Annotated in this window: 18 protein-coding genes and 1 pseudogene; 7 read left to right on the plus strand and 12 right to left on the minus strand. The window is 70.8% G+C overall.

Annotated features, from left to right (window positions below; all coding sequences use genetic code 11):
- Positions 1-31: 31 nt before the first annotated feature.
- Positions 32-1216 carry a cytochrome P450 gene (locus LG632_RS02345; protein WP_226724625.1) on the minus strand — a complete coding sequence of 395 codons (1185 nt, stop codon included), beginning with the start codon at positions 1214-1216 and terminating at the stop codon, positions 32-34.
- 6 nt (positions 1217-1222) lie between these two features.
- Positions 1223-4381 (minus strand): non-ribosomal peptide synthetase, encoded by a 3159-nt coding sequence (locus tag LG632_RS02350; protein ID WP_308107802.1) that lies wholly within the window; start codon positions 4379-4381, stop codon positions 1223-1225.
- Between the two features lie 99 nt (positions 4382-4480).
- On the opposite strand from LG632_RS02350, the gene LG632_RS02355 reads away from it, so the two are divergent.
- The 4 genes from LG632_RS02355 to LG632_RS02370 all read left to right on the plus strand — a co-directional run bounded on the left by LG632_RS02355 (position 4481) and on the right by LG632_RS02370 (position 10542).
- Entirely contained in the window at positions 4481-7414 is a 2934-nt protein-coding gene (locus tag LG632_RS02355; protein WP_226724708.1) for a type I polyketide synthase, read from the plus strand.
- Between the two features lie 201 nt (positions 7415-7615).
- The gene (locus LG632_RS02360; RefSeq protein ID WP_226724626.1) at positions 7616-8902 is read left to right on the plus strand and encodes an MFS transporter; all 1287 of its coding nucleotides are present in this window, start codon (positions 7616-7618) and stop codon (positions 8900-8902) included.
- A 12-nt stretch (positions 8903-8914) separates the two neighbouring features.
- On the plus strand, positions 8915-9577 hold the full coding sequence (locus LG632_RS02365; RefSeq protein WP_226724627.1) for an HAD family hydrolase: 663 nt from the start codon (positions 8915-8917) through the stop codon (positions 9575-9577).
- 92 nt (positions 9578-9669) lie between these two features.
- Positions 9670-10542 carry a TauD/TfdA dioxygenase family protein gene (locus tag LG632_RS02370; protein WP_226724628.1) on the plus strand — a complete coding sequence of 291 codons (873 nt, stop codon included), beginning with the start codon at positions 9670-9672 and terminating at the stop codon, positions 10540-10542.
- A gap of 13 nt (positions 10543-10555) precedes the next feature.
- Here the strand turns inward: LG632_RS02370 and LG632_RS02375 are convergent, their stop codons facing one another.
- Positions 10556-11308 (minus strand): PIG-L deacetylase family protein, encoded by a 753-nt coding sequence (locus tag LG632_RS02375; protein WP_226724629.1) that lies wholly within the window; start codon positions 11306-11308, stop codon positions 10556-10558.
- Between the two features lie 102 nt (positions 11309-11410).
- On the opposite strand from LG632_RS02375, the gene LG632_RS02380 reads away from it, so the two are divergent.
- Positions 11411-12541 carry a glycosyltransferase family 2 protein gene (locus tag LG632_RS02380; RefSeq protein ID WP_226724630.1) on the plus strand — a complete coding sequence of 377 codons (1131 nt, stop codon included), beginning with the start codon at positions 11411-11413 and terminating at the stop codon, positions 12539-12541.
- Positions 12542-12569: 28 nt separating this feature from the next.
- Here LG632_RS02380 and LG632_RS02385 read toward each other — a convergent pair whose 3' ends face one another.
- On the minus strand, positions 12570-13655 hold the full coding sequence (locus LG632_RS02385) for an N-acetylglucosamine kinase (protein WP_374203380.1): 1086 nt from the start codon (positions 13653-13655) through the stop codon (positions 12570-12572).
- A gap of 87 nt (positions 13656-13742) precedes the next feature.
- Between LG632_RS02385 and LG632_RS30780 the strand changes: the two are divergent.
- Together LG632_RS30780 and LG632_RS30785 are read left to right on the plus strand one after the other, a co-directional pair.
- Positions 13743-14411, plus strand: a pseudogene (locus LG632_RS30780) (GTP-binding protein); the annotation flags it as partial.
- A 726-nt stretch (positions 14412-15137) separates the two neighbouring features.
- Positions 15138-15797, plus strand: a complete 660-nt coding sequence (locus LG632_RS30785; protein WP_445271381.1) for a hypothetical protein — start codon at positions 15138-15140, stop codon at positions 15795-15797.
- A 69-nt stretch (positions 15798-15866) separates the two neighbouring features.
- Here LG632_RS30785 and LG632_RS02395 read toward each other — a convergent pair whose 3' ends face one another.
- The 8 genes from LG632_RS02395 to LG632_RS02430 are packed head-to-tail and all read right to left on the minus strand — an operon-like array spanning position 15867 to position 25330.
- Positions 15867-17186, minus strand: a complete 1320-nt coding sequence (locus LG632_RS02395) for a condensation domain-containing protein (RefSeq protein WP_226724632.1) — start codon at positions 17184-17186, stop codon at positions 15867-15869.
- A 17-nt stretch (positions 17187-17203) separates the two neighbouring features.
- Positions 17204-17980 carry a LamG-like jellyroll fold domain-containing protein gene (locus tag LG632_RS02400; RefSeq protein ID WP_226724633.1) on the minus strand — a complete coding sequence of 259 codons (777 nt, stop codon included), beginning with the start codon at positions 17978-17980 and terminating at the stop codon, positions 17204-17206.
- A gap of 38 nt (positions 17981-18018) precedes the next feature.
- On the minus strand, positions 18019-19047 hold the full coding sequence (locus LG632_RS02405; protein WP_226724634.1) for an alpha/beta hydrolase: 1029 nt from the start codon (positions 19045-19047) through the stop codon (positions 18019-18021).
- Entirely contained in the window at positions 19044-20033 is a 990-nt protein-coding gene (locus LG632_RS02410) for a TauD/TfdA family dioxygenase (protein WP_226724635.1), read from the minus strand. Before LG632_RS02410 ends, LG632_RS02405 begins: the two co-directional genes overlap by 4 nt.
- A gap of 23 nt (positions 20034-20056) precedes the next feature.
- On the minus strand, positions 20057-21412 hold the full coding sequence (locus LG632_RS02415; RefSeq protein WP_226724636.1) for a thymidine phosphorylase: 1356 nt from the start codon (positions 21410-21412) through the stop codon (positions 20057-20059).
- The gene (locus tag LG632_RS02420) at positions 21409-22740 is read right to left on the minus strand and encodes an aminotransferase family protein (protein ID WP_226724637.1); all 1332 of its coding nucleotides are present in this window, start codon (positions 22738-22740) and stop codon (positions 21409-21411) included. Before LG632_RS02420 ends, LG632_RS02415 begins: the two co-directional genes overlap by 4 nt.
- Complete coding sequence (locus LG632_RS02425; RefSeq protein ID WP_226724638.1) at positions 22737-23477, minus strand: thioesterase II family protein; 741 nt, start codon at positions 23475-23477, stop codon at positions 22737-22739. Before LG632_RS02425 ends, LG632_RS02420 begins: the two co-directional genes overlap by 4 nt.
- On the minus strand, positions 23474-25330 hold the full coding sequence (locus LG632_RS02430) for a non-ribosomal peptide synthetase (RefSeq protein ID WP_226724712.1): 1857 nt from the start codon (positions 25328-25330) through the stop codon (positions 23474-23476). Before LG632_RS02430 ends, LG632_RS02425 begins: the two co-directional genes overlap by 4 nt.
- Positions 25331-25336 lie beyond the last annotated feature (6 nt).

Raw genomic sequence — 25336 nt, forward strand, 5'->3', positions numbered from 1 at the left:
TTGGACGCCACCTGACCGCAATGCGGAATATTCACTTCAACTTCAGCCGCATAGGAAGCCGGGCCGGCCCGTTGACGGCTATCGACGCCAGTGGAGTGACGGGTCCGGTCTGCTCGAAAGAGGCCACGGATGTCACCAACTCGTCGAGGAAAATTCGGCTTTGGTGACGCGCCATCGTCTGGCCGATGCAGACGTGCGGGCCGAATCCGAGAGCGAGATGACGGTTGGGTCTACGGCGCAGGTCGAACTCCTCCGGCCGGTCGAACTCCTTCTCGTCGCGATTCGCGGAACGCACCCAGAGAACGACCCTTTCGCCCTTCCGGATCCGCTGGCCGTCCCTTTCCATGTCGCTCGTGGCCGTTCTCATGCTGTGCGTCGCGCTGCTGCCCCAGCGGAGGATCTCCTCCACGGCGCCCGCCTGGATCTCGGGGTGTTCGCGGAGGTCGTGCCACTGCTCGGGGTGGTCGAGGAGCGCCGCCATTCCCGCGGCGATGGACAGGCCCGCGTTCTCCGAGGCGCCGAGGAGGTTCTCGCAGTTGAGGAGGACTTCCGTCTCGGTGAGGAGCTCCTCGTCGACCTCGCCGTCCAGGAGCAGGCTGATCGCGTCGTCGGCCGGCTCCTCGTCCCGCTGCTCCATCAGGTCGATGACGTACCTGGTCAGCGGCACGTGGCTGGTCATCGGCTTGGCCGCGGCGAAGGCCTCCTCGATCCACCGCACGACCGTGTCGAGGTCCGCGTCCGGCACGCCGAGCAGGCGGGCGATCAGCAGGCTCGACAGCCGTCCGGCGACGTCGTGGGCGAAGTCGAACTCCCCGCTGTCCGCCGCTCGCGCCAGCACCTCGCGCACGTCCTGGCGCAGGCGGTCCGCAAGAGCGCGGGCGCTGCGCTCGTTGAAGTGCGGGGCCAGCATGGACCGCAGGCCGTTGTGGCGTGGCGGGTCGGTCAGCGCGAGGGTCAGTCCGGTGCCGGGGTCCTCGCCGTTCGCCGACGGGCGAAGCAGGACGCCCCCTTGGGAGCTGAAGCTCTCGGGGTCGGCGTAGACGGAGCGGACGTCGTCATAGCGCGTCACGGACCAGAAGGCCGGGTACCCGTCGGGTTCGTGACGGACCCACGGGTGGGAGGCCCGCATCTCCCGCCAGATCCCGTCCGCGCGTCCGTCGGCGTGGGCCCGGGGGTCGAGCAGCGCGTCGGCCGCCTCGTACGAAGCATGCGTCACGGCGTCTCAGCCTTCCGTCTTGCGAATGTGGTCGAGGAAGCCGCTCAGCAGGGCGCGGGCGACCGGGGCCGGCACCGCCGTGACATGGTAGGTGACTTCGACGAGCAGGCCTCCGTCCTCGGTCGGCCAGATCTCGCAGTGCAGTTCCATGGGCACGTCGAGGTACGGCAGGCGCAGGCGGGAGACCGTGAGTCCGTTGAGCCGCAGGTCGGCCGCCCGGTTGTCCTGGAGTGCGAACATCATCTGGAAGATCGGTGTACGCCCCCGGGAGACCGGTCCGACGAGTTCGGCCAGCCGGTCCGAGGGCGCTTCCTGGCAGGCGAGCGCGGACTCGATCCGCCGTGCGGTGAAGTCGACGGCCTCGGCGAACGAGACGTCGTGTCCGTCGCAGAGGGAGGGGCCGTTCAACCGGATGGGAACGACCGTGAGTTGGCAGCCCAGGGCCCGTTCGTCGGCCACCGAGGCGCGGTCCGCGACGGGGACGCCGACCGCGGTGTCGGTGACCGTGAGGGTCTCGGCGAGCGTCCATCCCCATGCCGTCAGGAGCACGGTGAAGGGCGTGGTGGCCCGCTCGCGGGCCACCCGGGACACGGTGGCGTACTCCTCGGGAGTCAGCCGTTCGCTGATGGCCTCGATGCCGGACCCGGTGGTGGCGGGCGGGACTTCGGACCAGGTGATCTCGGGGACGCCGCGCAGGGTGTCGGCCTGTGCCCGCAGTTGCCTCTCGACGTCGGTCCGGTCCGCCTTCGTGCGGCGCAGCTGGGCGAGCTGGGTGAGTCCGGGCGGCGGCGGGGCTTCCACCTCGCCGTTGTAGGCCCGGCTGAGGTCGTCCGCGAGGACGGCTTCGGACCAGCCGTCGAAGGCCACGTGGTGGAAGCTGCAGCCGAAGACGCTGACGTCGCCGGAGAGTACCGGCACGATGGCGGTGCGCCAGACGACGCCTTCCTCGGGGTCGAAGGGCAGGGCGAGTTCCTCCGTGAGGGCCTCGACGGCGGCTTCGAAGGAGTTCGCGGGGCGCAGGACGTGCAGGGGCGGCGCGTCGATGTCGGTGTCCGCCATGTGCGGTCGCGGTTCGAGCGTGTACTCGGCCCGCAGCGGCTCGTGGCGTTCGTGTACGGCGACGACCGCGCGGTCCAGGGCTTCGAGGTCGACCTGCCCGGTGAGGGTCCAGGCGACGAGGCAGTGGTTGGTGAGTCCGTCGGGCTGGACGACGTCGCGCAGGAGGAAGGCGCTCTGCACCTGGCTCAGTTCGAGGTCGGTGACCGGCTGCGGTTCGTGCTTCTCCTCGTCCCGCGCGGCTTCCCGCGCCTCGCGGAGCCAGGCCGTGAGGCCGGACACGCTCGGGTCGCGGTAGAACTGGGAGAGCGGGATCATCCGGCCGGTGCGCTGTCCCAGCCTGGCGCAGAGCCGGCCGGCGTCGAGCGAGGATCCGCCCAGGCCGAAGAAGGACAGGTCGTCGGGGACGTCGGTGCGGCCCAGCACCTGGGTGAACGCTTCGGCGACGACGTCCCTGAGCGCGTCGCCCGACGGCTCCACCGCCGTCGCGACGGTGTCCGCCGGCTCCGGCGTACCGGTGGGGTCCGGCTCGGGCTCGTCCGCGAGCCATTCGAGCAGGCGCGCCTCACTGACCTTGCCCCGATCGTTGAGGGGGAGCTCGTCGATCACCAGCAGGCGGGAGGGGCACTGGTACGAGGGCAGCTGCTCCTCGATCAGGCCGAGCAGCCCGGTGAGGCGGTCGCCTCTTTCCCGGGGCACGCAGAAGGCCACGAGTTCGTACGCGTCGTCGAGCGCCGTCCGGCGTGCCACGACGCGGCAGTCGACGACGGCGGGCGACATGTTGAGGACGGCCTGTTCGACATCGGCCGGCTCGACCCGGTTGCCGCGCACCTTCACCTGCCGGTCGGCGCGCCCCCGGAACTCCAGGAGTCCGTCCGGCGAGCGCCAGACACCGAGGTCGCCCGTGCGGTAGACGCGGGTGGGCCGGCCGTCGAGGACGTACGTGGCGAAGCGTTCCGCCGTGAGTTCCGGGTCGCCGAGATAGCCGATGGCCAGTCCGTCACCCGTGATGCAGATTTCGCCCTCTTCGTCGTCCCCGCATTCCCGGTCGCCGTCGAGTACGTAGATGCGTGTCGCGGGTACGCACAGGCCGAGGGGAATCCCTCCGGGGCGGAGATGGTCCATGGGCATGACCCGGTGGGCGCTCGCAAAAATGGTGCTCTCCACCGGTCCATACCCATTGGTGAGCTCAATTGCCGGATGCGCTTCGAGGAACCTGCGTACGTGGTCGACGGAGAGCCGCTCGCCGCCGACCATCACCTGCGACAGTCCGGCGAGGGCACTGAGGTCCTCGTCGACGATCATATTGAAAACACTACTGGTCAGCCAGACCGTGTTCACCCCGTCTTCGGAGATGACCCGGCGCAGCAAGTCGGGGGTGAGGAACGGCTCTTCGATGATGACGCTGGTTCCGCCCCGCAGAAGGCTGCCCCAGAGTTCCAGGGCGAAGGCGTCCCAGGGCGTCGCCGCCGCCAGGGTCATGACCGTCCGGTGGTCGAAGCGCGCGAACGTGTCGTCGACGAACAGCCGGGAAATGGCGCGGTGCGGGACGACAACACCCTTCGCCCGTCCGGTCGTTCCGGACGTGAAGAAGACACAGGACGCCTCGTCGGAGCCTACCGCGACCGGACGGAAGTCGGTGGACCTGCTTGTTCCACCGGGCGATTGACGACCGAGGTCCGTCAAGTCCTCCTCCGGTGGCGTCCACACGGGCAGCCCCAGGCCGTTCGCGGGATCGTCGTCGACGACCACCGTCGCTTCGAGGTCGCGGATGACCGAAAGAAGACGGGGCTGCGGCCATTGGGGGTCCAACAAGGCAAATGCCGCACCGGACTTGAGGACCGCCAGCAGAGCCGTCACGAGTCTCACGCTGCGCGGCAACAACACCGGAACGAGCGCTCCGGGTCCGATGCCGCGCGAAGCGAGTTCCGCTGCCCACCGAGTCGATGCCTCATCAAGCGCGGCATAAGTCACGTCGCGGCCATGTGCACGCAATGCGACACAGTGCGGCGATCTCGTCGCCACCCGCGCCACCATCTCGTGAAGTCCGCCACCCATGGCCAACTCTGCCGTATCGGTCGAGACTTGCGCCCCGTCATCCGGCGTCATTGATACGCCCCCCGCGGTATAGCAATGTCGGATTTGGTAGTAACTGCCTCTTAAATCAAGGCTGTTGATAGACCGATTTAAGTTACAGTAACACTCATGATGCGCGATACCTCCCTCGATGTTGCTGTGGTCGGCATGGCCGCTCGCTTGCCCGGCCCGAGCGACTTCCGGCAGTGGTGGGACGGGATTGTCAAGGGCCAGACGTTCCTGGCCTCGATACCCCGTGACGATCTACTGCGGCGCGGCGTTCCGGCTCACCACGTGGACGACCCCGATTACGTCCCGGTTCACGGCGTACTGGAGGGAGTGGACAGGTTCGACAACGACTTCTTCCGCATAAGCCCGCGCGAGGCGGAGCGGATGGATCCGCAGCACCGACTCGCGCTCGAAGTGGCGTGGCAGGCCCTGGAGGACGCCGGTGTGCGGCCGAACGGCGGCGCACTCCGGACAGGAGTGTTCGCCTCCAGCACCGGAAGCACGTACCTGCGGTGGATCCTAGCCCGACAGCAGCCCGATCCGGGTGCCATGGACGATCTGATCCACGGCACCGAACCGGACTTCCTCGCCAGCCGAATCTCCTACAAACTCGGTCTCACCGGACCGGCCATGGCCGTCCAGACGGCCTGTTCCTCGTCGCTCGTCGCGGTCCACCTCGCCGTCCAGTCGCTGATCAACGGCGACTGCGAGCAGGCCGTCGTGGTCGCCACGGGCATGAACTACCCGCAGGCCGGTTACATCCACCTGCCCGGCGGCGTCCAGTCCAGAACCGGCCGCTTGCGGCCGTTCGACAGCGAGGCCGACGGCGTCGTCGGCGGCTCCGGAGCCGCCTGTGTCGTCCTGCGCCTGCTCAGCGACGTCACCGAGGACGAGGTCGAGCCGCACGGTGTGATCCTCGGCACGGCGATCAACAACGACGGCTCTGGCAAGGCCGGTTACTACGCGCCCTCGCTCGAAGGCCAGGAGCGCGCGATCCGCGAGGCGATCCACACCGCGGACATCGACGCCTCCACCCTCGGCTACCTGCAGATGCACGGCACCGGCACCTCGGTCGGCGACCCCCTGGAGTGGAGCGCGGCCAGCTCGGCGCTGACGGCGGAAGGTGCCGTTCCCGGGCAGATCGCGGTCGGCGCGGTCAAGGCGAACATCGGGCACCTGGACGCATGCGCCGGTCTGGCCTCCCTGGTCACCACCCTGACAGTGCTCAAGACCGGTACGGTGCCTCCCATCGCCGGTTTCCGCGAGCTCAACCCCCTCATCGCCGACCCGACGTCGCCGCTCTTCGTCCCGGGCGAGGCGACGCCCTGGACCGCTGCGGAACCCCGCCGGGCCGGGATCAGCGCGTTCGGCATCGGCGGCACCAACGCGCACGTCATCGTGGAGGCCGCGCGCCGGTCGCCCGAGACCGCCGAGGCACCCCGGTCCGACGGCGCGGACGGTCCCCTCGTCCTGCCCGTGTCCGCCGCGAGTGCCGCCGCCCTGACCCGTTCCACCGAGGCACTCGCCGACTGGCTCGACGCCGAGAAGCCCGCGCTCGCCGAGGTGGCGCGGACCCTGGTGACGGGCCGCGCCGAGCTGAACCACCGGCGGGCCGTCGTCGCGTCCACCGTCCAGGAGGCCGCGAGCCTGCTGCGCCGACGGCCGGACCAGGCCCCGCAGCCGACGACGACCCCGCCGCTGATCTTCGCCTTCCCCGGCCAGGGGGCGCAGCACCCCGGCATGGCGAAGGCCTACCAGCAGGTGCTTCCCGGGTTCTCCGCCGCGCTCGACCGGGTGCTCCAGGCCCTGCCCGCCCCCCTGCGCGACCGCGTGGGCCGGGCCCTCGACGACAGCGAGTTCCCGGCGGACCAGCTCGACCGGACCGACCTCGCCCAGCCCGCCATCTTCTGCCTGCAGGTCGCGGCCGTGTCCGCGCTGCGCGAGCTCGGCGTGAAGCCGTCCGCCGTCCTCGGGCACAGCCTCGGCGAACTGGCCGCAGCCACGGCGGCCGGGGTGCTCGACGTCGGCGCGGCCGTCGCCTTCGTGGTCGAGCGCGGCAAGGCGATGCAGGCCTGCCCGCCGGGCAGGATGCTGGCGCTCGCCTGCTGCGAGAGCCAGGCTCGGGAGCTCATCGCGGGCACGGGGCTGGAGATCGCGGCCGTGAACGGCCCCGAGGCGTGTGTCGTCGCAGGAACGGAGGAGGAGATCCGGCTGCTCTCCGAGCGCGTCGACGCCGGGACGCTCCAGCGCGTCCTGCGGACGACCCGGGGCTTCCACAGCCGCCTCGTCGACCCGGCGCGGGAGGCGCTGCGGGACGCCGTGTCCGGGCTCAGGACCCTGCCCGCGACATGTGTCTTCGCCTCCGGGCTCCGCGCGGGCGTGTCCGAGGTCGGCGAGGTCCCGGACCCGGTCACGTGGGTCGACGCGGCCCGGTCCGAGGTGCGCTTCGGGGACGCCCTCGCTGCACTGGCGGTACGTTTCCCGGGTGCGGTCGCCGTCGAGATCGGCCCCGGGCGGCCGCTGGCCTCCCTCCTGGAGGCGGCGGACCTGCGGACGGCCGTGCTCGGCTCGCCCGAGCCGGAGACGTCCGAGCTCGCCCTGCGGACCGGGCTCGCGGACCTGTGGGCCGGCGGATACCCCGTCGCGCTCGCCGACCTCACTCCCCCGGCCCGCGCCGTCCACCTGCCCGCCTATCCGTTCGCCGGGCCCCGGCACGTGCCGCAGGTGGCCGCCGACGCCCCCGTCACCACGACGGCGGGTGCCTCCCCGGGCACCCCCGCGACCGGTGCGGCCGAGGCCGGGCAGCCGGCCGAGCCGGTGATGACGGATCCCGCCACCCTCGTCCGGACCAGTTGGCGTGAACTCTTCGGTCACGAGAACCTGACCGACTCGACCGACTTCTTCGACGCCGGAGGCGATTCCCTCCTGATCACCCGGTTGGTCAGAAAGCTCAACCAGGCCCTCGGCATCCGGATCCCCGTCCGTGATCTGCTGCGCGCGCGGACGCTCGGCGGACACGTCACCGTCGTCGCCGAAGCGCTGCAGAAGCAGAACTGATGCGCTAACCTCCCTACATTTCCGAGGAGTTCCGAACCGCCGTGGCCCGCGCCCCATCGCGCGGGCCACGGCGGCCCCGGGCATGCGCGCGCACTTTCATGAAAACGCGTCAAACGGTCTTCTTCGTTCCGCTTCAACTGGCCTTTCGCCAGGTCGAATTGAACCGTTACAGTTCGCTCACCCCTATGGTTGAATGCCCCCATGACCGATCAAGATCAAACTGAGCCACGAGTCCAGTTCGGTCGGGGAGAGCTTCTCCGTCAGCCGCAGTTCCGGATCCTGTTGCTCGCCCGAAGCATCTCGTTCTTCGGTGATTCACTCGCCCCGATCGCCATACCCTTCGCGGTGCTCGCCGCCGGAGGCAACGCGGTCGACGTCGGCATCGTCCTCGGCGCGGGCACCGTGACCAACCTGATCCTCCTCCTGACGGCCGGAGTCATCGCCGACCGCATGCCCCGGCGTCTCCTGCTCATCCTGAGCGACGCGCTCCAGGGCGTCGTCATGGCGGCGATGTGCGTCGTCCTGCTGACGGACAACTACTCGCTCTGGCTGCTGGTCGTCCTGCAAGTGCTCTTCGGCGCCGGAATGGCGCTCAACATGCCCGCGTTCACGGGTATCCTGCCGCAGGTCGTCGACCCGTCCCACGTCCAGGCGGCGAACGGACTGCTGTCCGTCACCCAGTCCGCGGCCCAGATCGGCGGCCCGGCCTTCGCCGGCATCCTCGTGGCCGCCGGGAGCCCCGGCATCGCGCTCGGGGTCGACGCCGCCACCTTCTTCGTCTCGGCGCTCCTGCTGCTCGGACTGCGCGTCTCCACCGAACGCGCGGCCGAGCCGATGCGCTTCCTGCGCGACCTGAAGGAGGGCTGGCAGGAGATGACCCGCCGCCGCTGGTACTGGGTCAGCCTGCTGGCCCACTCCGGCTGCAACTTCTCGATCGGTGTCTTCTCGGTCCTCGGCCCCGTCATCGTCAGCGGGAACGGCGGCGCGACGGGCTGGGGCCTGATCAGCACCGGGGGCGCGATCGGCAGCCTCATCGGCGGCGTGGTCGTCATGCGGCTGTGGCTGCGCCGCCCGATCGTCTACGGCAACCTGGCCGTGGTCCTCTACGCGCCGAGCCTGCTGCTGCTCGTCCAGCCCTCGCCGGTCTGGGCCATCATGATCGGCGCCGGAGTCGCGGCCTTCGCCATCTCGATCCTCAACGGCGCCTGGAACTCCGCGGTCCAACAGCTGATCCCGGAGGCGATCCTCTCCCGGCTCTCCTCCTACGACTGGCTCATCTCCTTCGCGACCCTCCCCCTCGGCTACACGCTCGCCGGTCCCCTGTCGGAGGCGTTCGGCCAGTCCAACGTCCTGGTCGGAAGTGCGCTCCTGCTGGCCCTGCCCTGCGCGCTCACCGTCCTCGACCCGACCATCCGCGGGGTCCGCGCCGACCGCAACGGGCAGATCATCAAGGGCGAGCCCGTCGCCGAGCCCGTCAAGGCAGTTTGAGGAAGGCCGCTCATGACACCCTTCGCGGTATTCGATCTCGACGACACACTGGTGGACTACGCGGGCTCCATCGACGCCGCCTTCGTCGCCCTCGCCGAGGAGCGCGGACTCGGGCCGGAGGGACTGGAGTTCCTTCGTGCCGAGCAGGAGAAGCCCGGCACCCCGGAGGAGTCCTGGAAGGCCATAGCCGACCGCTTCGGCTTCCCGGAGTCGCCCGAGGAGCTCACCCGCGCCTTCGCCGACCGCCTGCCGGCGCTCTGCCGCCCGTTCGAGGGGGCCGTCGAGGGCCTGCGCGCGCTGCGCGCGGCGGGCTGGCGCACCGCGCTGCTGACGAACGGCTCGGAGCCGGCGCAGCGCATCAAGATGAGCACCGGCTTCGAGGGCCTCTTCGACGCGCACTGCTTCACCGACGAGGAGACCGCCCGCAAGCCCGACCCCAGCGTGTTCCGCCTCGTCGCCGAGCGCGCCGGGGCCGAGCTGGAGGGGGCGTGGATGGTCGGCGACTCGCTGAGCGCCGACATCGCCGGAGGTACCGCCGTCGGCATGCGCACCCTGTGGGTCTCGGGGGGCCGCGCCCCGCGCCCCGGAGGTCCGACGCCGGACATCACCGTGCCGGTGATCGCGGAGGCCTTTCCCCTTCTCCTGCGCCTCGACGCGCATTCCCTGAGCAACTGACCTCTCAACCGACCGACGACCGATGGAGTTCGACAGCCGTGTCATTGCTGGACAGTGAGTTCACCGAAGCGGAAACCCGTGTAGGGCCGATCGTGGTCCGACGACTGGCCGGATTCATCGGTGCCGAGCTGGAGGGCGTGGACGCCTCCGCGCCGCTTTCCGAAGAGACCGTGGCGACCGTGCGCTCGGCACTGCTCGCCCACAAGGTGATCTTCATGCGGGGCCAGAGCCTCGATTACGAGAGCCTCAGCGCCTTCGCCGGTCGATTCGGCCCGCTCACCCCCGGCCACCCCATTTACCAGGCGCCTGCCGACCAGCCGCACGTGCGCGTGATGGACTCCCGGGGTGACGGCACCCGGGCCAACTACTGGCACACCGACCTCACCTTCATCGAGGCGCCGCCGGCGTTCGCGTTCCTGCACAACCTCGTCTGCCCGCCCGTCGGCGGCGACACGATCTGGGCCAACACGGCCGCCGCCTACGCGGCGCTGCCGCCGGAGCTCAAGGCGCTGGCGAACGACATGCGCGTGGTGCACTCCAACAACTCGGACTACACCGAGGCCACGTACGCGCACAACCCGAGGGCCCGCGCCGAGTACATCAGCCACATCATCGAGGCGAACCACCCGGCCGTGCGGGTCCACCCCGAGACGGGCGAGCCGAGCCTGCTGCTCGGCGGTTTCGCGCGGTCCGTCGCCGGTCACCGCCCGCGTGCGGGCCGCGACGTCATCGGCGTCCTGGAGGACTACGCCACCCAGCCGGAGTTCACCGTCCGCTGGAAGTGGCAGGCCGGCGACGTGGCCATCTGGGACAACCAGGCGACCATGCACTACGCCGTCCTGGACTACGGCACGCAGCACCGCAGCGGCATCCGGGTGACGGTGCAGGGCGAGGCTCCCCTCGGGCTCGACGGCCGGAAGGGGTTCGCGCTCTCCTCGCCCCTCGACCCGGACGCCGCTGCCTGATGCCGCCTGGAGGTCAGCCCGCCGAGGGACGCCAGACGACCTCCAGGGCGAGGAGGCCGTCGACCCCGAGCAGGGGCCGCGGAACGGCCACCTCGTCCATGCACGCCACCAGCGACAGCTGCGAGGCGTGACACAGCACGGCACGACGCTTGGCCTCCCACAGCTTCCCGGTGACCGGAACGCCGCGCGGGAGGTCGAGCCCGTGCCCGTACCGCTGCCCGAGCTCCGTCACCTCGGACGGCCACGCCTGCGGCGAGGTGAGGTACGCGCCTGCCTCGTCGGCGTAACCGGGCAGGGCAGCGGTGTACGGCAGGTCGGCGTAGAAGTACGGGCGGATGCCGCCGTCCGTCCCGAGCGCGGCTATCGCCTGGTCACGGACGCGGGCGTGGTCCGGCTGGTTGATCCCCGCGGGCAGGTAGAGGTCGGCCGTCGCGGCGACCTGGCGGACCAGCTCGTCCAGGCCGACGAGCGGCTCGGTCTTCTCCCTGTAGGGGCCGTCCGGGTTCGCCAGGAGGATCTGGTCGGCGCCGAGCGCCTCACAGGCGAGGGCGTCCTCCTGCACCCGTGTGTCGTAGGCGTCCTCGGCCGTCGGGAATCCGCAGTCGTAGTCCCACTCCGACACCTCCACCCCGGCCGGCGGCCGACCACCGTGCACCGTCACGACGGCGACCGGTCCGGGGGCGGCCTGAAGAACACCGCCCAGCGACAGGGCGGCATCGTCGAAATGCGGCGACACCACGACCGTTCGATAGCGGCTGAGATCCATGCTCGGGGCACTCATCATTTACTCCGGATTCGGTCATCGGCTTCGGACAGCTGATTCTGCTCACCGCTTCACACACAACAGCGCCTAGGCGAGAGAGAATTGATGAAACTCAGCGTATGCATACCCTATAAGGCCCGACTGGACAATCTCCGAATCGCGCTCGAGGCTCTGGCACACCAGACGATGGACTCCTCCGAGTTCGAGGTCGTCATCGGTGCAATGGAATACACCACCGATCTGACGGAACTGTGCGCCGAGTTCGACGGCCGTCTGGACATCGTCACGGTGAACTCGTCGCGGGAGTTCCATATTCCGCTTGCGCGCAACCTCGCCATGCGCAGCGCGACCGGAGAGGTCGTCGTCCAGATGGACGCCGACACCCTGCTCCCGCCGCCGGCGCTGCGCGAGCTGTACGACCGGCACTTCGCCTTCGGGCAGCAGATCTGCGTGATCGGGCAGGTCGTCGGCTACGCGAACAACGAGGACGGCCAGGTCGAGACCGTCGAACTGCGGTCGTACGGCGACCATCTCGCCGCCCTCGAAGAGCTCGCCTCGGCGCCCGGCTGGCCGGCCGACCCGCGCTTCCAGGTCCCCCACAACATCCCGTGGGCCTTCGCCTGGACCGGTCTCATCGCCGTCCCGAGGGCGGCCGTCGTCGCCCGGGACCTGTACTTCGACGAGACCTTCCGCGGCTGGGGCGTGGACGACCTGGAGTGGGGCTTCCGGGTCTGCGCCAGCGGTCTGCCCATCACCCTGTCCCCCCAGGTGTACGCGCTCCACCTGCCGCACACCCGGGACGCACTGGCCAACCAGCGGACGGAGGAGCGGAACTACGAACGCTTCCTCGCCAAGTGGCCCCGCCGCGACGTGGAGTTGTGCCGGTTCATCGGGGACACGCGCGCCAACTCGGCGTGGCCGCAGTACCTGGAAGCGCTGGCCGCCGCCGGTGGCGCCGCGACGCTCGGCGTGGCCGTGGGCACGGTCAAGGGCGAGCGGTCGGCCCGCTTCGGCGTCCCGCTCGACCGGGCCGGCAAGCCGCTGGACGACGGGTACACCACGGGCTTCGACGCCCCCGAGAACGTCACCGTCCTCCCCCTGACCGGCCTTTCGACGCCCTTCCGCACGGAGGAATTCGCGACCGTGTGGCTGGAGGAGTCCCTCCAGCGGCTGCCGGAGCCGTACCGGTCGGGTGTGGTCACGGAGGTGAAGCGGGTGACGCGCTCGGGGGCGTGAGGGCCAGGTCAGCGGCGTGCTGGCCCGATCAGCGGCGTGGCACCGCTCCCCGGGCGACGGCCCGCCGTACCGCCTGCTCCGGCTCGGGACCGGCACCCAGCCGGTCGAGTCCGAGCAGGACGGCGCCCGCCAGGGGGGCGGTGTCGGTCACGAGGACCGTCGAGGAGGGCGAGAACGCCGCGACGCCCTCCTCGATCGCCGACAGCAGGACGGGGTTGCGCGCGGCCAGCACGCTCCCGCCGAGGACCACCGTCGTCCCCCGCTCCGTGACGCCGAGTCGCTCCATGGCCACCCGGGTCATGGAGCAGATCTCCTCGGCCTGCCTGCGCACGATTTCCGTCGCCACCGGATCGCCCTTCGCGGCGACGTCGAGCAGCACGGGCGTGCAGTGGCGCACATCCAGGGAGGTGAGCCGGTCGTCGCGCAGCCGGAGGGCCACCTCCCGCATCGAGCCGAGGCCGAGATGGTCGAGCAGGGCCCGGACCAGCTCCGTCGGCTCGCCCCTTCCGTCCTCGGCGCGCATCGCGTGCCACAGGGCGGCCATGCCCAGGTCGTTGCCGCCGCCCCAGTCACCGGACCGGTCCCCGAACGCGAGGAACCGGGCCTGCCGTCCGTCCGCCCCGACACCGGCGCAGTTGATGCCGGTGCCGCAGACCACCGCGACCCCCTCGCCCGGCACGCCGGCTCGCAGCACCGCCAGGGTGTCGTTCCGCACCAGCACGTCGCCCGCCCAGGGCCTCGTCCGCAACAGGGCGGCGAACTCGTCCTCCTCCTCGGGGAGATCAAGATGCGCCATGCAGGCACTGACGACGGTACGCTCGTCGGTGCCGCCGACCCGGGCGACGAGGTCCTCCAGGCGATCGAGCCACACGGACCTCGGCTCGTCCTCCCGCATGCCGGCGCCACGGGCGGTCGCCAGAACGGTCCCCCGCGCGTCGACGAGAGCCACGTCCGTCTTCGTTCCCCCCGCGTCTATGCCGATTACCTTGCTGAATTCGGCGGGGTGCTGCAGCGGTTGGGGCACGGAACCGTCCTCGTGGGAGTCGCGGGAGATCGATGGCGGTTCCGGCGGACACGGGAAGAGGAAGAAGAGAGAATCCGGAACCACCCACACACTACTGAAGCCGGAAGCCCTTCGGCGAACAACTACCCTTGTGCTGAACACATGTGACTGCCAGTTCGCACCCATCGATGGAGCTTTATGCCCCCGATCAATCTTGGAATCCTGGCGCACGTCGACGCCGGGAAGACAAGTCTCACCGAACGTCTCCTGTTCGAGGCGGGAGTGGTCGACCACATCGGCAGCGTGGACGACGGCACCACCCGTACCGACTCCATGGATCTGGAACGCCGCCGGGGCATCACCATCCGGGCCGCGGTGACCTCGCTCCAGATCGGCGACGTGCCCGTCAACATCCTGGACACCCCGGGGCACCCGGACTTCATCGCCGAGGTGGAGCGGTCCCTGCACGTGCTGGACGCGGCGGTGCTCGTGCTGTCCTCCGTCGAGGGCGTGCAGCCGCAGACCGTCATCCTCTGGCGCGCGCTGCGCCGCATGAACGTGCCCACCGTGCTGTTCATCAACAAGATCGATCGTGGTGGCGCCGACGTGGACCGGGTCGTCGAGCAGATCCGCCGCCGCCTCTCCCCTGCCGCCCTGCCGCTGAGCCGGGCGATCGGCCAGGGCCGTGCGGACGCACGCGCCGAGGCGCTGCCCCTCGACGACGCGTCCTTGGTGGAGACGGTCGCCGACGTGGACGACACGGTGATGGAGGCGTGGCTGGAGGGCGAGGAGATCGCACCGGAGCAGATCCGCGCGGCGATGCGGCGCGCGGTCCCGGCCGGGGCCCTGTTCCCGGTGCTCTGCGGCTCGGCTTTCACCGGCGCAGGGATCGAGGACCTCCAGGATGCGATCACCTCGCTCCTGAAGCCCTCGGAGGAGCACGTGAGCGGGCTCGCGGAGGGGGCCGTGGCGGGGACGGCGGAAGGGGCCGAGGCGGATCCCGAGGAGGGGTACGCCGACGGGTCCACGGGCAGGCCCGGCACCGCCCGGTCGGCCACCGTCTTCTCCGTCGACCACGACGCGCGCGGCAGGCGGGTCTGGATGCGCCTGTGGGGCGGCGAACTCGCGATCCGCGACACGATCCCGGTGTCGGCGACCAAGGCCGAGCGCGTCACCGAGCTCTGCATCCCCGGGCCGGGCGGACTCGCCGTCGCCCGGCGGGCGTTCAGCGGCGACATCGTCGCGGTACGCGGCCTGTCGACCGCCCGCATCGGACACGTCATCGGCACCCCACCGCCGAGGCTCCCCCCGAAGTTCCCCCCGGCGACGATGGTCGCGGCGCTGGAGCCCGTGGACCCCACCCAGCGCGGCGCGCTGTTCACCGCCCTCAGCGTCCTGGGAGACGAGGACCCGCTCATCGAGCCGAGGCTCGACGAGCTCGACGGCAGCGCGCGCATCCGCATCCACGGGGAGGTGCAGAAGGAGGTCGTCGTCACCGTCCTGGAGGAGCGCTTCGGCGTCCGCACGGTCTTCCGCGACACCTCGGTGATCTGCATCGAGCGCGTCCTCGGCTCGGCGACCGCCCTCGAGGAGATGGACAAGGACGGCAACCCCTACCTCGCCACGCTCGGCCTGCGGCTGGAGGCCGGCGAGACCGGTAGCGGGATCACCTTCCACCCGGGCATCGAGCGGGGAAACCTGCCCGCGGCCTTCATCAGCGCCTGCGAGGAGGGCGTGCGGTGGGCCCTGGAACAGGGCCTGCACGGCTGGCCCGTCACGGACTGCAAGGTGACCATGACGGCCTCCGGCTACTGCCCGCGCCAGAGCCACGCGCACCAGAGCTTCAACAAGGCGATGTCCACGGTCGGCGCCGACTTCCGCAACCTGGCGCCCGTCGTCCTCATGGCCTGCCTGGAGAAGGCCAGGACGCAGGTCTGCCAGCCGATCGAGCGGTTCGAGCTGGAGACGCCCGAGCCGACGCTGCGGATGCTCATGAAGACGCTCGGGCGGCTCGGCGCGACCACGGAGTCCGTCACGGAGTCCCTCGGCTACACCCGCCTGGTCGGCTTCATCCCTTCGGCACGCATCGCGGAACTCGCCGCCGCCCTGCCCAACATCACCGGAGGCGAGGGCGTGCTGACCAGCCGCCCGGACCACTACTCCGCGTTCCAGGGGGACGAGGTGCCGACGCGGCAGCGCGCCGGGACCGACCCCCGCGAGCGAGCACTGTGGTTCCAGGCGATGCCGCGCTGATCCGGAGAAGGGAAGGAGAGGGGGCTCCCCGCCATGACGGCGGGGAGCCCCCTCGCGTCGCCCGGCCGCTCAGCCGGTCAGCTGCTCGCAGAGGTCCGCGAGCGTCGCGCACAGCCGGGTCAGGAACTCCTCGCTCGCGGCCACGTCGAACCGCGTGGGATCGAACTCGCACTCCAGACGGCACGTGTCGTCGTCGTACATCATGGCGACGACCTGGAACGTCCCCATGAACGACTCGTACTCGCCGGAGGTCTCCACGGGCGGCAGCCCGTGGGACGGCTGCTCCCACGGCATGTAGTTCACCAGCCACTGCGCCGGACGCCGGGTGAGCGTGTCGTCGCCCGGCCCGCCGAAGGCCTGAAGGAGGTAGTCCCACGGGGTCGTCTGGTGGGGCACCAGACTCATCCAGGTCTCCCGCGCGTGCCGCACGGCGGTCAGCGGTGCACTGAGGTCCGGCCCGCTCAGCCGCACCGGCATGTTGTCGGAGAAGCAGCCCAGCGTGTCCAGGTGCGCCATCGGGCGCCCGGTCATGTTGACCCGGAAGGTGACGTCCGGCTCGGCGCCCATCGCGACGGCCGTGGAGGCCACCGCGCCGAGGACGAGCACGAAGGGCGTCGTACGGAGCTTGGCTGCCGCCCGCTTCAGCCGGGACGCCGGGACCGGCGCCGGCCGCCGCAGGCTCCACACCCTGCCGCTCGGCTCCCCTTCCGGGGCGATGCAGAAGGGCACCTTGAGGGCCTGGTCGGGCGTGGTGTCCTTCAGCCGGGCGGCCCAGAACTCGTGGGACGGCCCGATCCCCTCGGCGGGGTCCGGGAAGGTCTCGCGCTGCCAGCGCACCCAGTCGTGGTGCGAGCCGGACGGCACCTCGGCGCCGGGCATCGGCGCGAGCAGGAGATCGGTGACCGCCTGCTGGCTCAGGCCGTCGGTGATCAGGTGGTCCATGCCGACCACCAGATACCTGGCCGGGCCGTCCGAGCCGTCCGGGAGGGTGACCAGCGTGGCGTTCCACAGCGGTGCGCCGGAGCCGTCGAAGGGCGTGCGCTCGTTCTGGCGGACGAAGGCGTTCAGCTCGTCGGGCGAGGCCAGGTCGGCCGACGCCAGCGGCAGTTCGATCTCGTCCGCGTAGAAGAGCCGTCCCTCGTCGAGCGACAGCTCGACGATCCGCATGGCGTCCTGCCGTGCCGTGATCAGCTCAAGGCGGCGGCGGATCTCCTCGTCGGTCAGGTCCTCGCCCAGCGGCAGGGCCGTGACGAGGTTCAGCGGCCGTTCGCCGCCGCGCAGGACGGCCCGGCGCAGCCGGCCCTCCTGCTGCCAGGACAGCGGCCCCTCACGGCCGGAGGCCGTCGCCCCGCGCGAAAGCGCCGGGCGACGGCCTGCGTCGTTGCTCACTTCGTTCGTCTCCGCGCCTACTCGCCCGCGAGCCGACCGCGCTCGTACAGGCTGGTCGCGTCGGCCTCGGTCAGGACGCCGGAGTAGATGCGGACCGGGCCGACCGAGCCGGGCCACTGGTCGACGTACTCGTCACGGAACCAGGCGTGTCCGAGCTGGACGCTCAGGTCGCCGTTCCACTTCGGCCAGCCCTCCGGGAGCTTCTCCTCGCCGCGGTCGGCATGGGTCGGCACGTAGATGCGCGCGGCGCCGGCCTCGAGGTCGTACACGCCGACGACGAAGACCCACTGGTCGACCTCTGCGGACGCGAGCTCCTTGGAGGAGTGCGCGTGGATCCAGTCGACGGGGCCGTCGTCCGAGCCGTCGATCGGGGAGACGGTGAAGTTCCAGTGCATGTGGAAGTCGCCGGTGCCCTCACCGCCGTACTCGATGTTCCGCACGCCGAGGTAGAAGGGGCTGTGGTACGAGCCGTTCTGCGCGACGGCGGTCCAGGCGTACCAGTCCTTCGGGAAGGCCGGCTCGGCGCCGGTGAGGGCGCTGTCCAGGCGGAGCCAGGCGGCCACGCTGAAGCTCTGGTCGGTGGCCACGGCGCCGCTCTCGCTGGCGAAGCTCAGCGAGTCGCTGAAGGAGAGGGCACCGGCGGTGCCCTCCGGGCCGCTCACCCAGTTCGCCTCGCCGGCCGTCGTGAGGGTCAGGCCGTTGCCGGAGGAGTCGGTGACGCTGCTGCCCGACCCGTCGGTCATCTCCCAGAAGCCCTTGAGGACGGGGCGGTTGTTGTTCTCGGCGTCAGTCATCGCACTCACATTTCTGTCGTTCAACTCGTTCAACTCGTTCAACTCGTCACGTGATTCGTGTCGTTCATGTGGTCCGTACGGTCCGCGGCCGCGAACAGCCGCCGCAGCCAGTCGGCCCGTGCACGCCGGGCCGTGTGGGAGACCGTCGCGTCGGGCACCCACTCGTCGAAGCTGTGGAACGCCCCTCCCCAGACGTGCAGTTCGGCGTCGACGCCCTCGGCGCTGAGGCGTGCGGCGTACGAGATGGTCTCGTCGCGCAGTGCCTCGAAGGCACCGACCTCCACGTACGCGGGCGGCAGCCCGGCCAGGGACGCGGCGCGGGCCGGGGCCGCGTAGGGCGAGACGTCGGGTCCGCCCCTGCGGTCGCCGAGGAGGGCGGTCCAGCCCGTGACGCTCGACGTCGAGTCCCAGATGCCGTGTCCGTCCATCTGGCGGGAGGAGCGGGAGTCGACGCGGTCGTCGGTCATGGGGCAGAGCAGGAGCTGTCCCATGACCGACACCTCACCGGTGTCCCGTGCCTTCAGCGCGACGCCGGCGGCCAGGGCGCCTCCGGCGCTGGCGCCGGTGACGAAGACGCGCTCCGGGTCGAGCCCGAACCGGTCCGCGTTCTCGATCGTCCAGACCAGACCCGCGTAGCAGTCGTCGACGGGGGTCGGGTCGGGGTGCTCGGGGGCGAGCCGGTAGTCGATGCTCACCACCGCGATGCCCAGTTCCTGAGCCTGGTCGAGATCGCGGCTGAGCTCGGCGCTCCGGTTGTGCCCGGCGAACATCCCGCCGCCGTGGATGGCGTACGCGACGGGCACCGGCCCGGTCGCGCCCGTCGGTCGCGCGATCAGCACCGAGACCGCCCCCGAGGGGTCGCGGTCGAGGAGCTTCTCCGTCGTGAGCGTGAAGGCGCCGTCCCGGGTGATCTCCGCGTCGGTCAGCCGCGCCTCGGCGACGCGCTTGCGGTCGGCCAGGATGCGGTCGGGCGTGATGGACGACGGGCGTCGGCTCAGGATGTCCCGCAACGGCCCGGCCAGTTCGTGGTCGACCGGCGGGACCCGGAGGGTCTCGGCGGCCGTCATGACGCCGACTCCGGCTGCGGATGGCGGACGTGCAGCGTGCGGAACAGGCAGCGGCGGTTGACGGAGGAGTCCTCGTAGGCCGTACGCCCGTGGGAGAGGCGGGTGTTGTCGAAGATGACGGCCTGGTTCTCCCGCAGCCTGACCGTGCGGTAGTACGGCGATCCCGGCCGGGCCGCCTCGGCGAGGGCCGCGAGGCCGCGCGCGAAGTCCTCGGGGGACACGTCGTCGACCGTCCGGAAGGAGTCGGTGTCGGTCAGGCAGTAGTGGCCGACGAGCCGGTCCTCGATCACCGCGTACACGGGGCCGGTCTTCGCCTCGTCGCTGCCGTTGATGTTGGCGCGTCGCACCAGCACCCGGGGGTGCGCCAGGGTGAGGGCCGCCGGGAGGTCGGTGCGCAGCAGCTCGGCGTAGGCGCCGACCGAGTCGAAGAAGGTGTTGACGCCGCCCTGCACCGCCGGCGTCTGGCAGGACATCAGCGTGGCCTTGATCAGGCCCATGGGCTGGAGCGTGCCGTCGACGTGCAGTTCCTGGCCGACGGAGCGGCCGAAGGACGGGTGGTTCGCCGCCTCGGTACCGGCGTTCACGCCGGCCGAGATGACGGAGACCGGCGGGGCGACGCGGTTGCCCAGGGTGTAGAGCTTCGGGACGAAGGGCTCGCCGAGGCCGAGCGCCTTGCAGGCCAGCAGGTGGGTCTCCTCGGTGACCCGCTCGTCGGTGAATTCGACGATCGCGAAGCCGTGGGCGTCGTACCGGCGGGCCAGTTCCTTGCCCGCGGCGCCGGAGAGTTCCGAGGCGCCCCGGGCGGTCAGCGGCCGGTCCGGGAGGTCGGCGAAGGCCGGGGTGACATGCGCGGCGGCACGCGTCAGCTCGGCGGTGAACGCCTCGGTGCCGTACGCGGCCCCGGAACCGTACGAGATCTCGGTGCCGTGTGGGGTGTCGGTGTCGTGCGTGGTCTGGGTGTCGTGCGTGGTCTCGGTGTCGTGCATGGTCAAGGCATCCCTCGGCTCGTTCACGGAGCGTCCGCCACGTCGTTCGACCGGATGCGGTCCCGCACCGCGAGGGGTGGTGTGCATTGCTGATCACGGATCACGAAGGCCTGGGTGACCTCATCGACGGCCGGGCGCACGTCGCCGCCGTTGTGGTGGATCTCCGCCAGGACGGTGCCTGCCGTCACGTGGTCGCCGATGCGGTGGTTCACGAGGATGCCCGCCCCGTGGTCGAGGGGGGCGTCGGCGGAGATCCGGCCCGCGCCGACGCGCAGCCCGGCCCCGCCGATGCGGCGCGCGGAGACCTCGTGGATCCAGCCGTCGCGGTCGGCACGGACCTCCGTGACGTCACGCGCGGCCGGGAGGAGTCCCGGGTCTTCCAGGCAGGCCCGGTCCGCGCCCTGGAGCTCCGCCCAGCGCAGGAACTGTTCGAGCGCGGCACCGGAGGAGATCGCCTCGGCGACCCGCTCGTCGGCGGCCTCGTCCGACAGCTCCGGAAGGGCGCTCTGGAGCATGACCCGGGAGAGCAGGGCGCAGGTCTCGGAGACTCCCCTGACGTGCTCGCCGCCGAGGACCGCGAGGGCTTCCTTGATCTCCAGGGCGTTGCCGACCGCCCGGCCCATGGGCTGGGTCATGTCGGTCAGCATGGCTTCGCACCGCAGGCCGAGGCGTCCGCCGAGACCGACCATGGTCCGGGCGAGTTCGGCCGCCGCGTCGTAGTCGGCGATGAGGGCGCCGTCGCCGTACTTCACGTCGAGGACGACGCGGTCGGCGCCGACCGCCAGCTTCTTGCTGATGATGCTGGCGGCGATCAGGGGGATGCTCTCCACCGTCGCGGTCACGTCGCGCAGGGAGTACGTGACGGCGTCGCCCGGGGCCAGGTCGTCGCTCTGTCCGGCGATCACCATGCCGGCCTGGGCGGCGACGCTTCGGAGCTCGTCGGCGTCCAGCGCGAGCCGGAGGCCGGGCACGGACTCCAGCTTGTCGACGGTCCCGCCGGCGTATCCGAGGCCGCGTCCGCTGAGCTTGACCACGGGCACGCCGCAGGCGGCGACGACGGGGACGACGATCAGGGTGGCCTTGTCGCCCACTCCGCCCGTGCTGTGCTTGTCGACCACCGGGCGGGCCGGGTTTCCGAGCTGGAGCCGCTTGCCGGTGTCGACGTACGCGAGGGCGAGGGCGGCCGTCTCGCTGAGGTCCATGCCCGTGCAGGCGACGGTCGCCAGCCAGGCCGACATCTGGTGGTCGGCGATCCGGCCGTCGACGAAGTCGTGCACCAGGCGCCGTACCGATTCCTCGGTCAGCGTCCGCCCCTCGCGCTTGGCGCTGATCGCCGCCTGGACGTGGAGCGAGGCTTCGGGATCGATGCCCGCGCTCATATGGACTGCTCCGTGGACTGCTCCGACGCGAGGGCGCGGGTCGCGGTGGTGATCCGCTCGGCGATCTCCTCGACCTCGGCACTCGTGAGGGTCAGCGGCGGGCAGACGAGGACGGAGGCGGCCTGCTGCCGCACCATGAGCCCGTGCTCCTGGCAGCTGACGACGAGGGCGGCCGCGGTGGCCATGTCGGCCGTCTCGACGACGCCGACGAGGCCGAGGCCGCGGGTGTCCACGACGCCGGGGAGGGTACGGAGCGGCTCGATCAGCTTGAGGAGTTCGCGGCCCCGCTCCTCGGCGTTCTCCACGAGGCGCTCGCGCTCCATGACGCCGAGGGTGGCGATCGCGACCGCGCAGGCGGTGGCGTGGCCGGCGGTGGTGTGGCCGTACCGCAGGCCGCCGATGATCTCGTCGTCGGCGAAGGCCGCGTAGATGTCCTGGCGTGCCGTCACCGCGGAGATGGGGGCGTAGCCGCCGCCCAGGCCCTTGCTCGACACGAGGATGTCCGGTGCGGCGCCCTCGTGCTGGAAGGCGAACATCTTCCCCGTGCGGCCGTAGCCGGTGAAGATCTCGTCGAAGATCAGCAGGGCGCCGGCGTCGTCGCACAGCGCGCGGAGCTCGGTGAGGAATCCCGGCGGCAGCACGATGCCTCCGCCGACGTTCAGGAACGGCTCGACGACCACCGCGAGGGGGGCGTCGCCGTCGGCGAGGGCCTCGGCGAAGGCGGCCGCGAGCACCTTGGCGGCCTCGGGGGTGCGCAGTTCCGCCGCGGGCAGCGGCAGCGTGACCCGGGTGACCTCGATCGGCTGCTGAAACGGGTGGCCGGTCGGCACGAGTCCGCTGAGCGTCCGGGTGAGGACCGTGGAGCCGTGGTAGCCCTGCGCGAAGGTGATGACGCGGTTGCGGGGGTCGCCGGTGATCCGCCGGTAGCAGGAGGCGATCATCAGGGCGGCCTCGATGCCCTCCGAGCCGCTGTTGAGCAGCAGGGTGCGCGAGAGGCTCTCGGGCAGGTACCCGGCGAGGACCTCGGCGAGACGGCCGGCGACCGGGTGGTTGGTCGCGGACATGTCGACGCCGTGGAGGGTGCGGAGCTGCTCGGTGGCGGCGGCGATGACGTCCTCGTTGCCGTAGCCCACCGTGGAGTTCAGGGAGGAGGCGTCGATGTACTCGCGTCCCGCGGCGTCCCAGACGCGCGAGCCCTCGCCCCGGACGATCATCAGCCGGTCGCGCTCGACCTCGTTGCGCGACCACGGGTGCCACACGTACTTCGAGTCGCGGACGCGCGCCGCGTCGTTCTCGGTGGCGTCGGTGTGTCCGATGGTCTGGCTCATGCGTCCTGTCCTTCGCCGTGACCGCCCAAGGTGGCCGCGATGATCTCGTGGGGGGGTGACTCGGAGAGGTAGAAGTGGTCGCCCGCGACGATGTGCTCGACGAAGCCCTCGGGGGCGATCTTCGCCCATGGACGGATGTCGGCGTCGTCGTCGGCATCGCCGACGACGCAGGTCACGGGGCAGCGCAGCAGTGGTTCTTCGCTCATGCGGTACGCGTGGAACAGCTTGCCGTCGCCCAGGGTGTAGGGAAGGACGAGGTCCTGGAAGTCGGGGTCCTTCGCGAGCTCAGGGTCGGTGCCGCCGAGTCGGACGAGCTGCTCGACCAGTTCCGCCGGGTCCTCCGACGGCGGCGGCAGCGGGCCGGGCAGCGGGCCGTTGCGCGAACCGGAGGCGAACAGGTGCGCCACGCGGATGCCGACCGCTTCCAGGGCCCGGGCCGTCTCGAGTGCGACGGCGGCGCCCATGCTGTGGCCGAAGAGGGCCAGCGGCTTGTCGGCCAGCGGGGCGATCGCGTCGGCGATCTCGCGGGCCATCTCGACCAGGTCCTCGGCGAGCGGGTCGTCGAAGCGGTGCGCCCTGCCGGGGTAGGCGACGGCGTGCACCTCGGCCTGCGGGAGCAGCGCGCCCCAGCCGGCGTAGAAGGACGCCGATCCGCCGGCGTGCGGCAGACAGATCAGTCGGACGGCGGCCTCCGGCCGGGGCGTCACGCACCGGAGCCAGTCCTGCGTGACGGTCATATGCGGTCTCCCTCCGACCGTACCCGGCGCCGCGCCTGCCGCCGGACGCGGTCACCACGGTCAGTCATTGCGGTGTCGCCCCCCTCCAGGAGGACCTTTGCCTGCGCGGTGGCCGTCGTGTGCCGGAAAAGGGACACGACGGTTGCGTGTCGTCCCGTATGGCGTTCGAGCGCGCCCTGCAACTTCATGAGGGTCAGCGAACTGCCGCCGAGATCGAAGAAATTGACGTCCGGAGGAACGGTCTCGACGCCGAGGACCTCCCGCCAGGCCGCGATGACCCGCTCGGTCAGGTCCTCGCAATTCTGCCGTTCCTCATTGGCCTTCTCGTTCTCCTTCGCCCCGGTTTCCCGGACGCTCCGTTCCAGGAGCGCCAGGTCGACCTTTCCGTTGGTCGTGACGGGGAAGTCCGCGTGAAGGTGAATGCGGTCGGGCCGGTACTCGGCGGGCGAGACCTCCGCGGCGGCCTTGCGCACGGCCGCCTCGTCGGCGCCCTCCTCCAGCCGCAGATGTGCGACGAGCGTGACGCGTTCGGCGTCGGTGAGGACCGCGGCGTCCGCGACGCCGTCGACGGCGCGCAGAACCAGTTCCACGGCTTCGAGCTGCAAACGCTGGCCGCGCAGTTTCACCTGGCGGTCGACGCGGCCGAGGAACTCCAGTTCGCCGCTCTCGTTCCGGCGCACCAGGTCGCCTGTGCGGTAAAGGCGTTCATTCGGTCCGCCCCACGGGTCCGCGAGGAAGGCGGCTTCGGTGGCGGCCGGGCGGTTGAGGTATCCGCGCGCCACTCCGGGACCGGCGACGCACAACTCTCCGGGCTCGCCTTCGGCAACCGGCTTCTGCTGCTTGTCGAGCACGTACAACCGGGTACCGGGGACGGCCTGTCCGATCGTCGAAGGGGCGGGCTCCGTGTACCGGCGGAAGGAGGCCCAGACCGTGGCCTCGCTCGGTCCGTATTCGTTCACCAACTCCGCGCCGGGAACGGCCTCGAAGTGCCGCTGAATCAGCGAATCGTCCAACGCTTCGCCGGCCACGGTGACCGACCGCAGGGATGCAAGATTCCCCTGCCCGGAGGCCGCGGAGTCGATGACCATGCGGTACATCGCGGGAATCATCAGCGTATGCGTGACATCGAATCGGCCGATGAGGGCAGCCAGTTCGGCCGGGTCGCGACGCTGCTGATCGGATGCGACGACCAGGCATCCACCGGAGGTCAGGGTGCCCCAGATGCCCGCCACCGACGAATCGAAGGCGAGGGGCGACACCAGAAGGAAACGGTCGATGCCCGGATACACCGATCGGCGGGCCGCCGTGGAGTAGGCGAGCTGGCCGTGGCCGACCAGGACGCCCTTGGGCTCACCGGTACTGCCGGAGGTATAGACGACGTATGCCGCACCCTCGGGATCGGGACTCTTCCATTCCGGCTGTCGCCGGTTCGCCACCGCCATGGATTCCGATACGACCGGCACCCCGGCATTCGCCGAATACGGCAGCGCCTCCCCCATATCGGACAAGACGGCCACGGCCCCGGAATCCTCGACGATCGCGCGGATGCGCGCCTCGGGCTGCGAGGCGTCGACCGGAACGTATGCCGCACCGGCGGCCATGACGGCGACCACCGACACAATCATCGACAGCGTCGGCGGTTGCACCACGACGACACGGTCGCCGGGTCCCACTCCTATGGCGGTCAGTTCTGCTGCGAGCGTTCCGGAGCGCTCAAGCAGCTCCTCATAAGTAAGTTGCCCCGATTCACCCACGACGGCGGAAGAAGCCGGATTCCGTACGGCTACCGCCCTCAAGGTGTCGAGAACCGAGTCTGCGCTGGCGCAGCCCTCGGGAAGCCTGCTGTCGGCCATGGTGGT

The sequence above is a fragment of the Streptomyces antimicrobicus genome (assembly GCF_020532625.1).
GTDB lineage: Bacteria > Actinomycetota > Actinomycetes > Streptomycetales > Streptomycetaceae > Streptomyces > Streptomyces antimicrobicus.

Coding starts and splice junctions, on each gene's coding strand:
- LG632_RS02350 (WP_308107802.1), bottom strand. CDS start 4,381: ATGACGCCGGATGACGGGGCGCAAGTCTCGACCGATACGGCAGAGTTG.
- LG632_RS02355 (WP_226724708.1), top strand. CDS start 4,481: ATGCGCGATACCTCCCTCGATGTTGCTGTGGTCGGCATGGCCGCTCGC.
- LG632_RS02360 (WP_226724626.1), top strand. CDS start 7,616: ATGACCGATCAAGATCAAACTGAGCCACGAGTCCAGTTCGGTCGGGGA.
- LG632_RS02365 (WP_226724627.1), top strand. CDS start 8,915: ATGACACCCTTCGCGGTATTCGATCTCGACGACACACTGGTGGACTAC.
- LG632_RS02375 (WP_226724629.1), bottom strand. CDS start 11,308: ATGGATCTCAGCCGCTATCGAACGGTCGTGGTGTCGCCGCATTTCGAC.
- LG632_RS02380 (WP_226724630.1), top strand. CDS start 11,411: ATGAAACTCAGCGTATGCATACCCTATAAGGCCCGACTGGACAATCTC.
- LG632_RS30785 (WP_445271381.1), top strand. CDS start 15,138: ATGGACAAGGACGGCAACCCCTACCTCGCCACGCTCGGCCTGCGGCTG.
- LG632_RS02400 (WP_226724633.1), bottom strand. CDS start 17,980: ATGACTGACGCCGAGAACAACAACCGCCCCGTCCTCAAGGGCTTCTGG.
- LG632_RS02405 (WP_226724634.1), bottom strand. CDS start 19,047: ATGACGGCCGCCGAGACCCTCCGGGTCCCGCCGGTCGACCACGAACTG.
- LG632_RS02410 (WP_226724635.1), bottom strand. CDS start 20,033: ATGCACGACACCGAGACCACGCACGACACCCAGACCACGCACGACACC.
- LG632_RS02415 (WP_226724636.1), bottom strand. CDS start 21,412: ATGAGCGCGGGCATCGATCCCGAAGCCTCGCTCCACGTCCAGGCGGCG.
- LG632_RS02420 (WP_226724637.1), bottom strand. CDS start 22,740: ATGAGCCAGACCATCGGACACACCGACGCCACCGAGAACGACGCGGCG.
- LG632_RS02425 (WP_226724638.1), bottom strand. CDS start 23,477: ATGACCGTCACGCAGGACTGGCTCCGGTGCGTGACGCCCCGGCCGGAG.
- LG632_RS02430 (WP_226724712.1), bottom strand. CDS start 25,330: ATGGCCGACAGCAGGCTTCCCGAGGGCTGCGCCAGCGCAGACTCGGTT.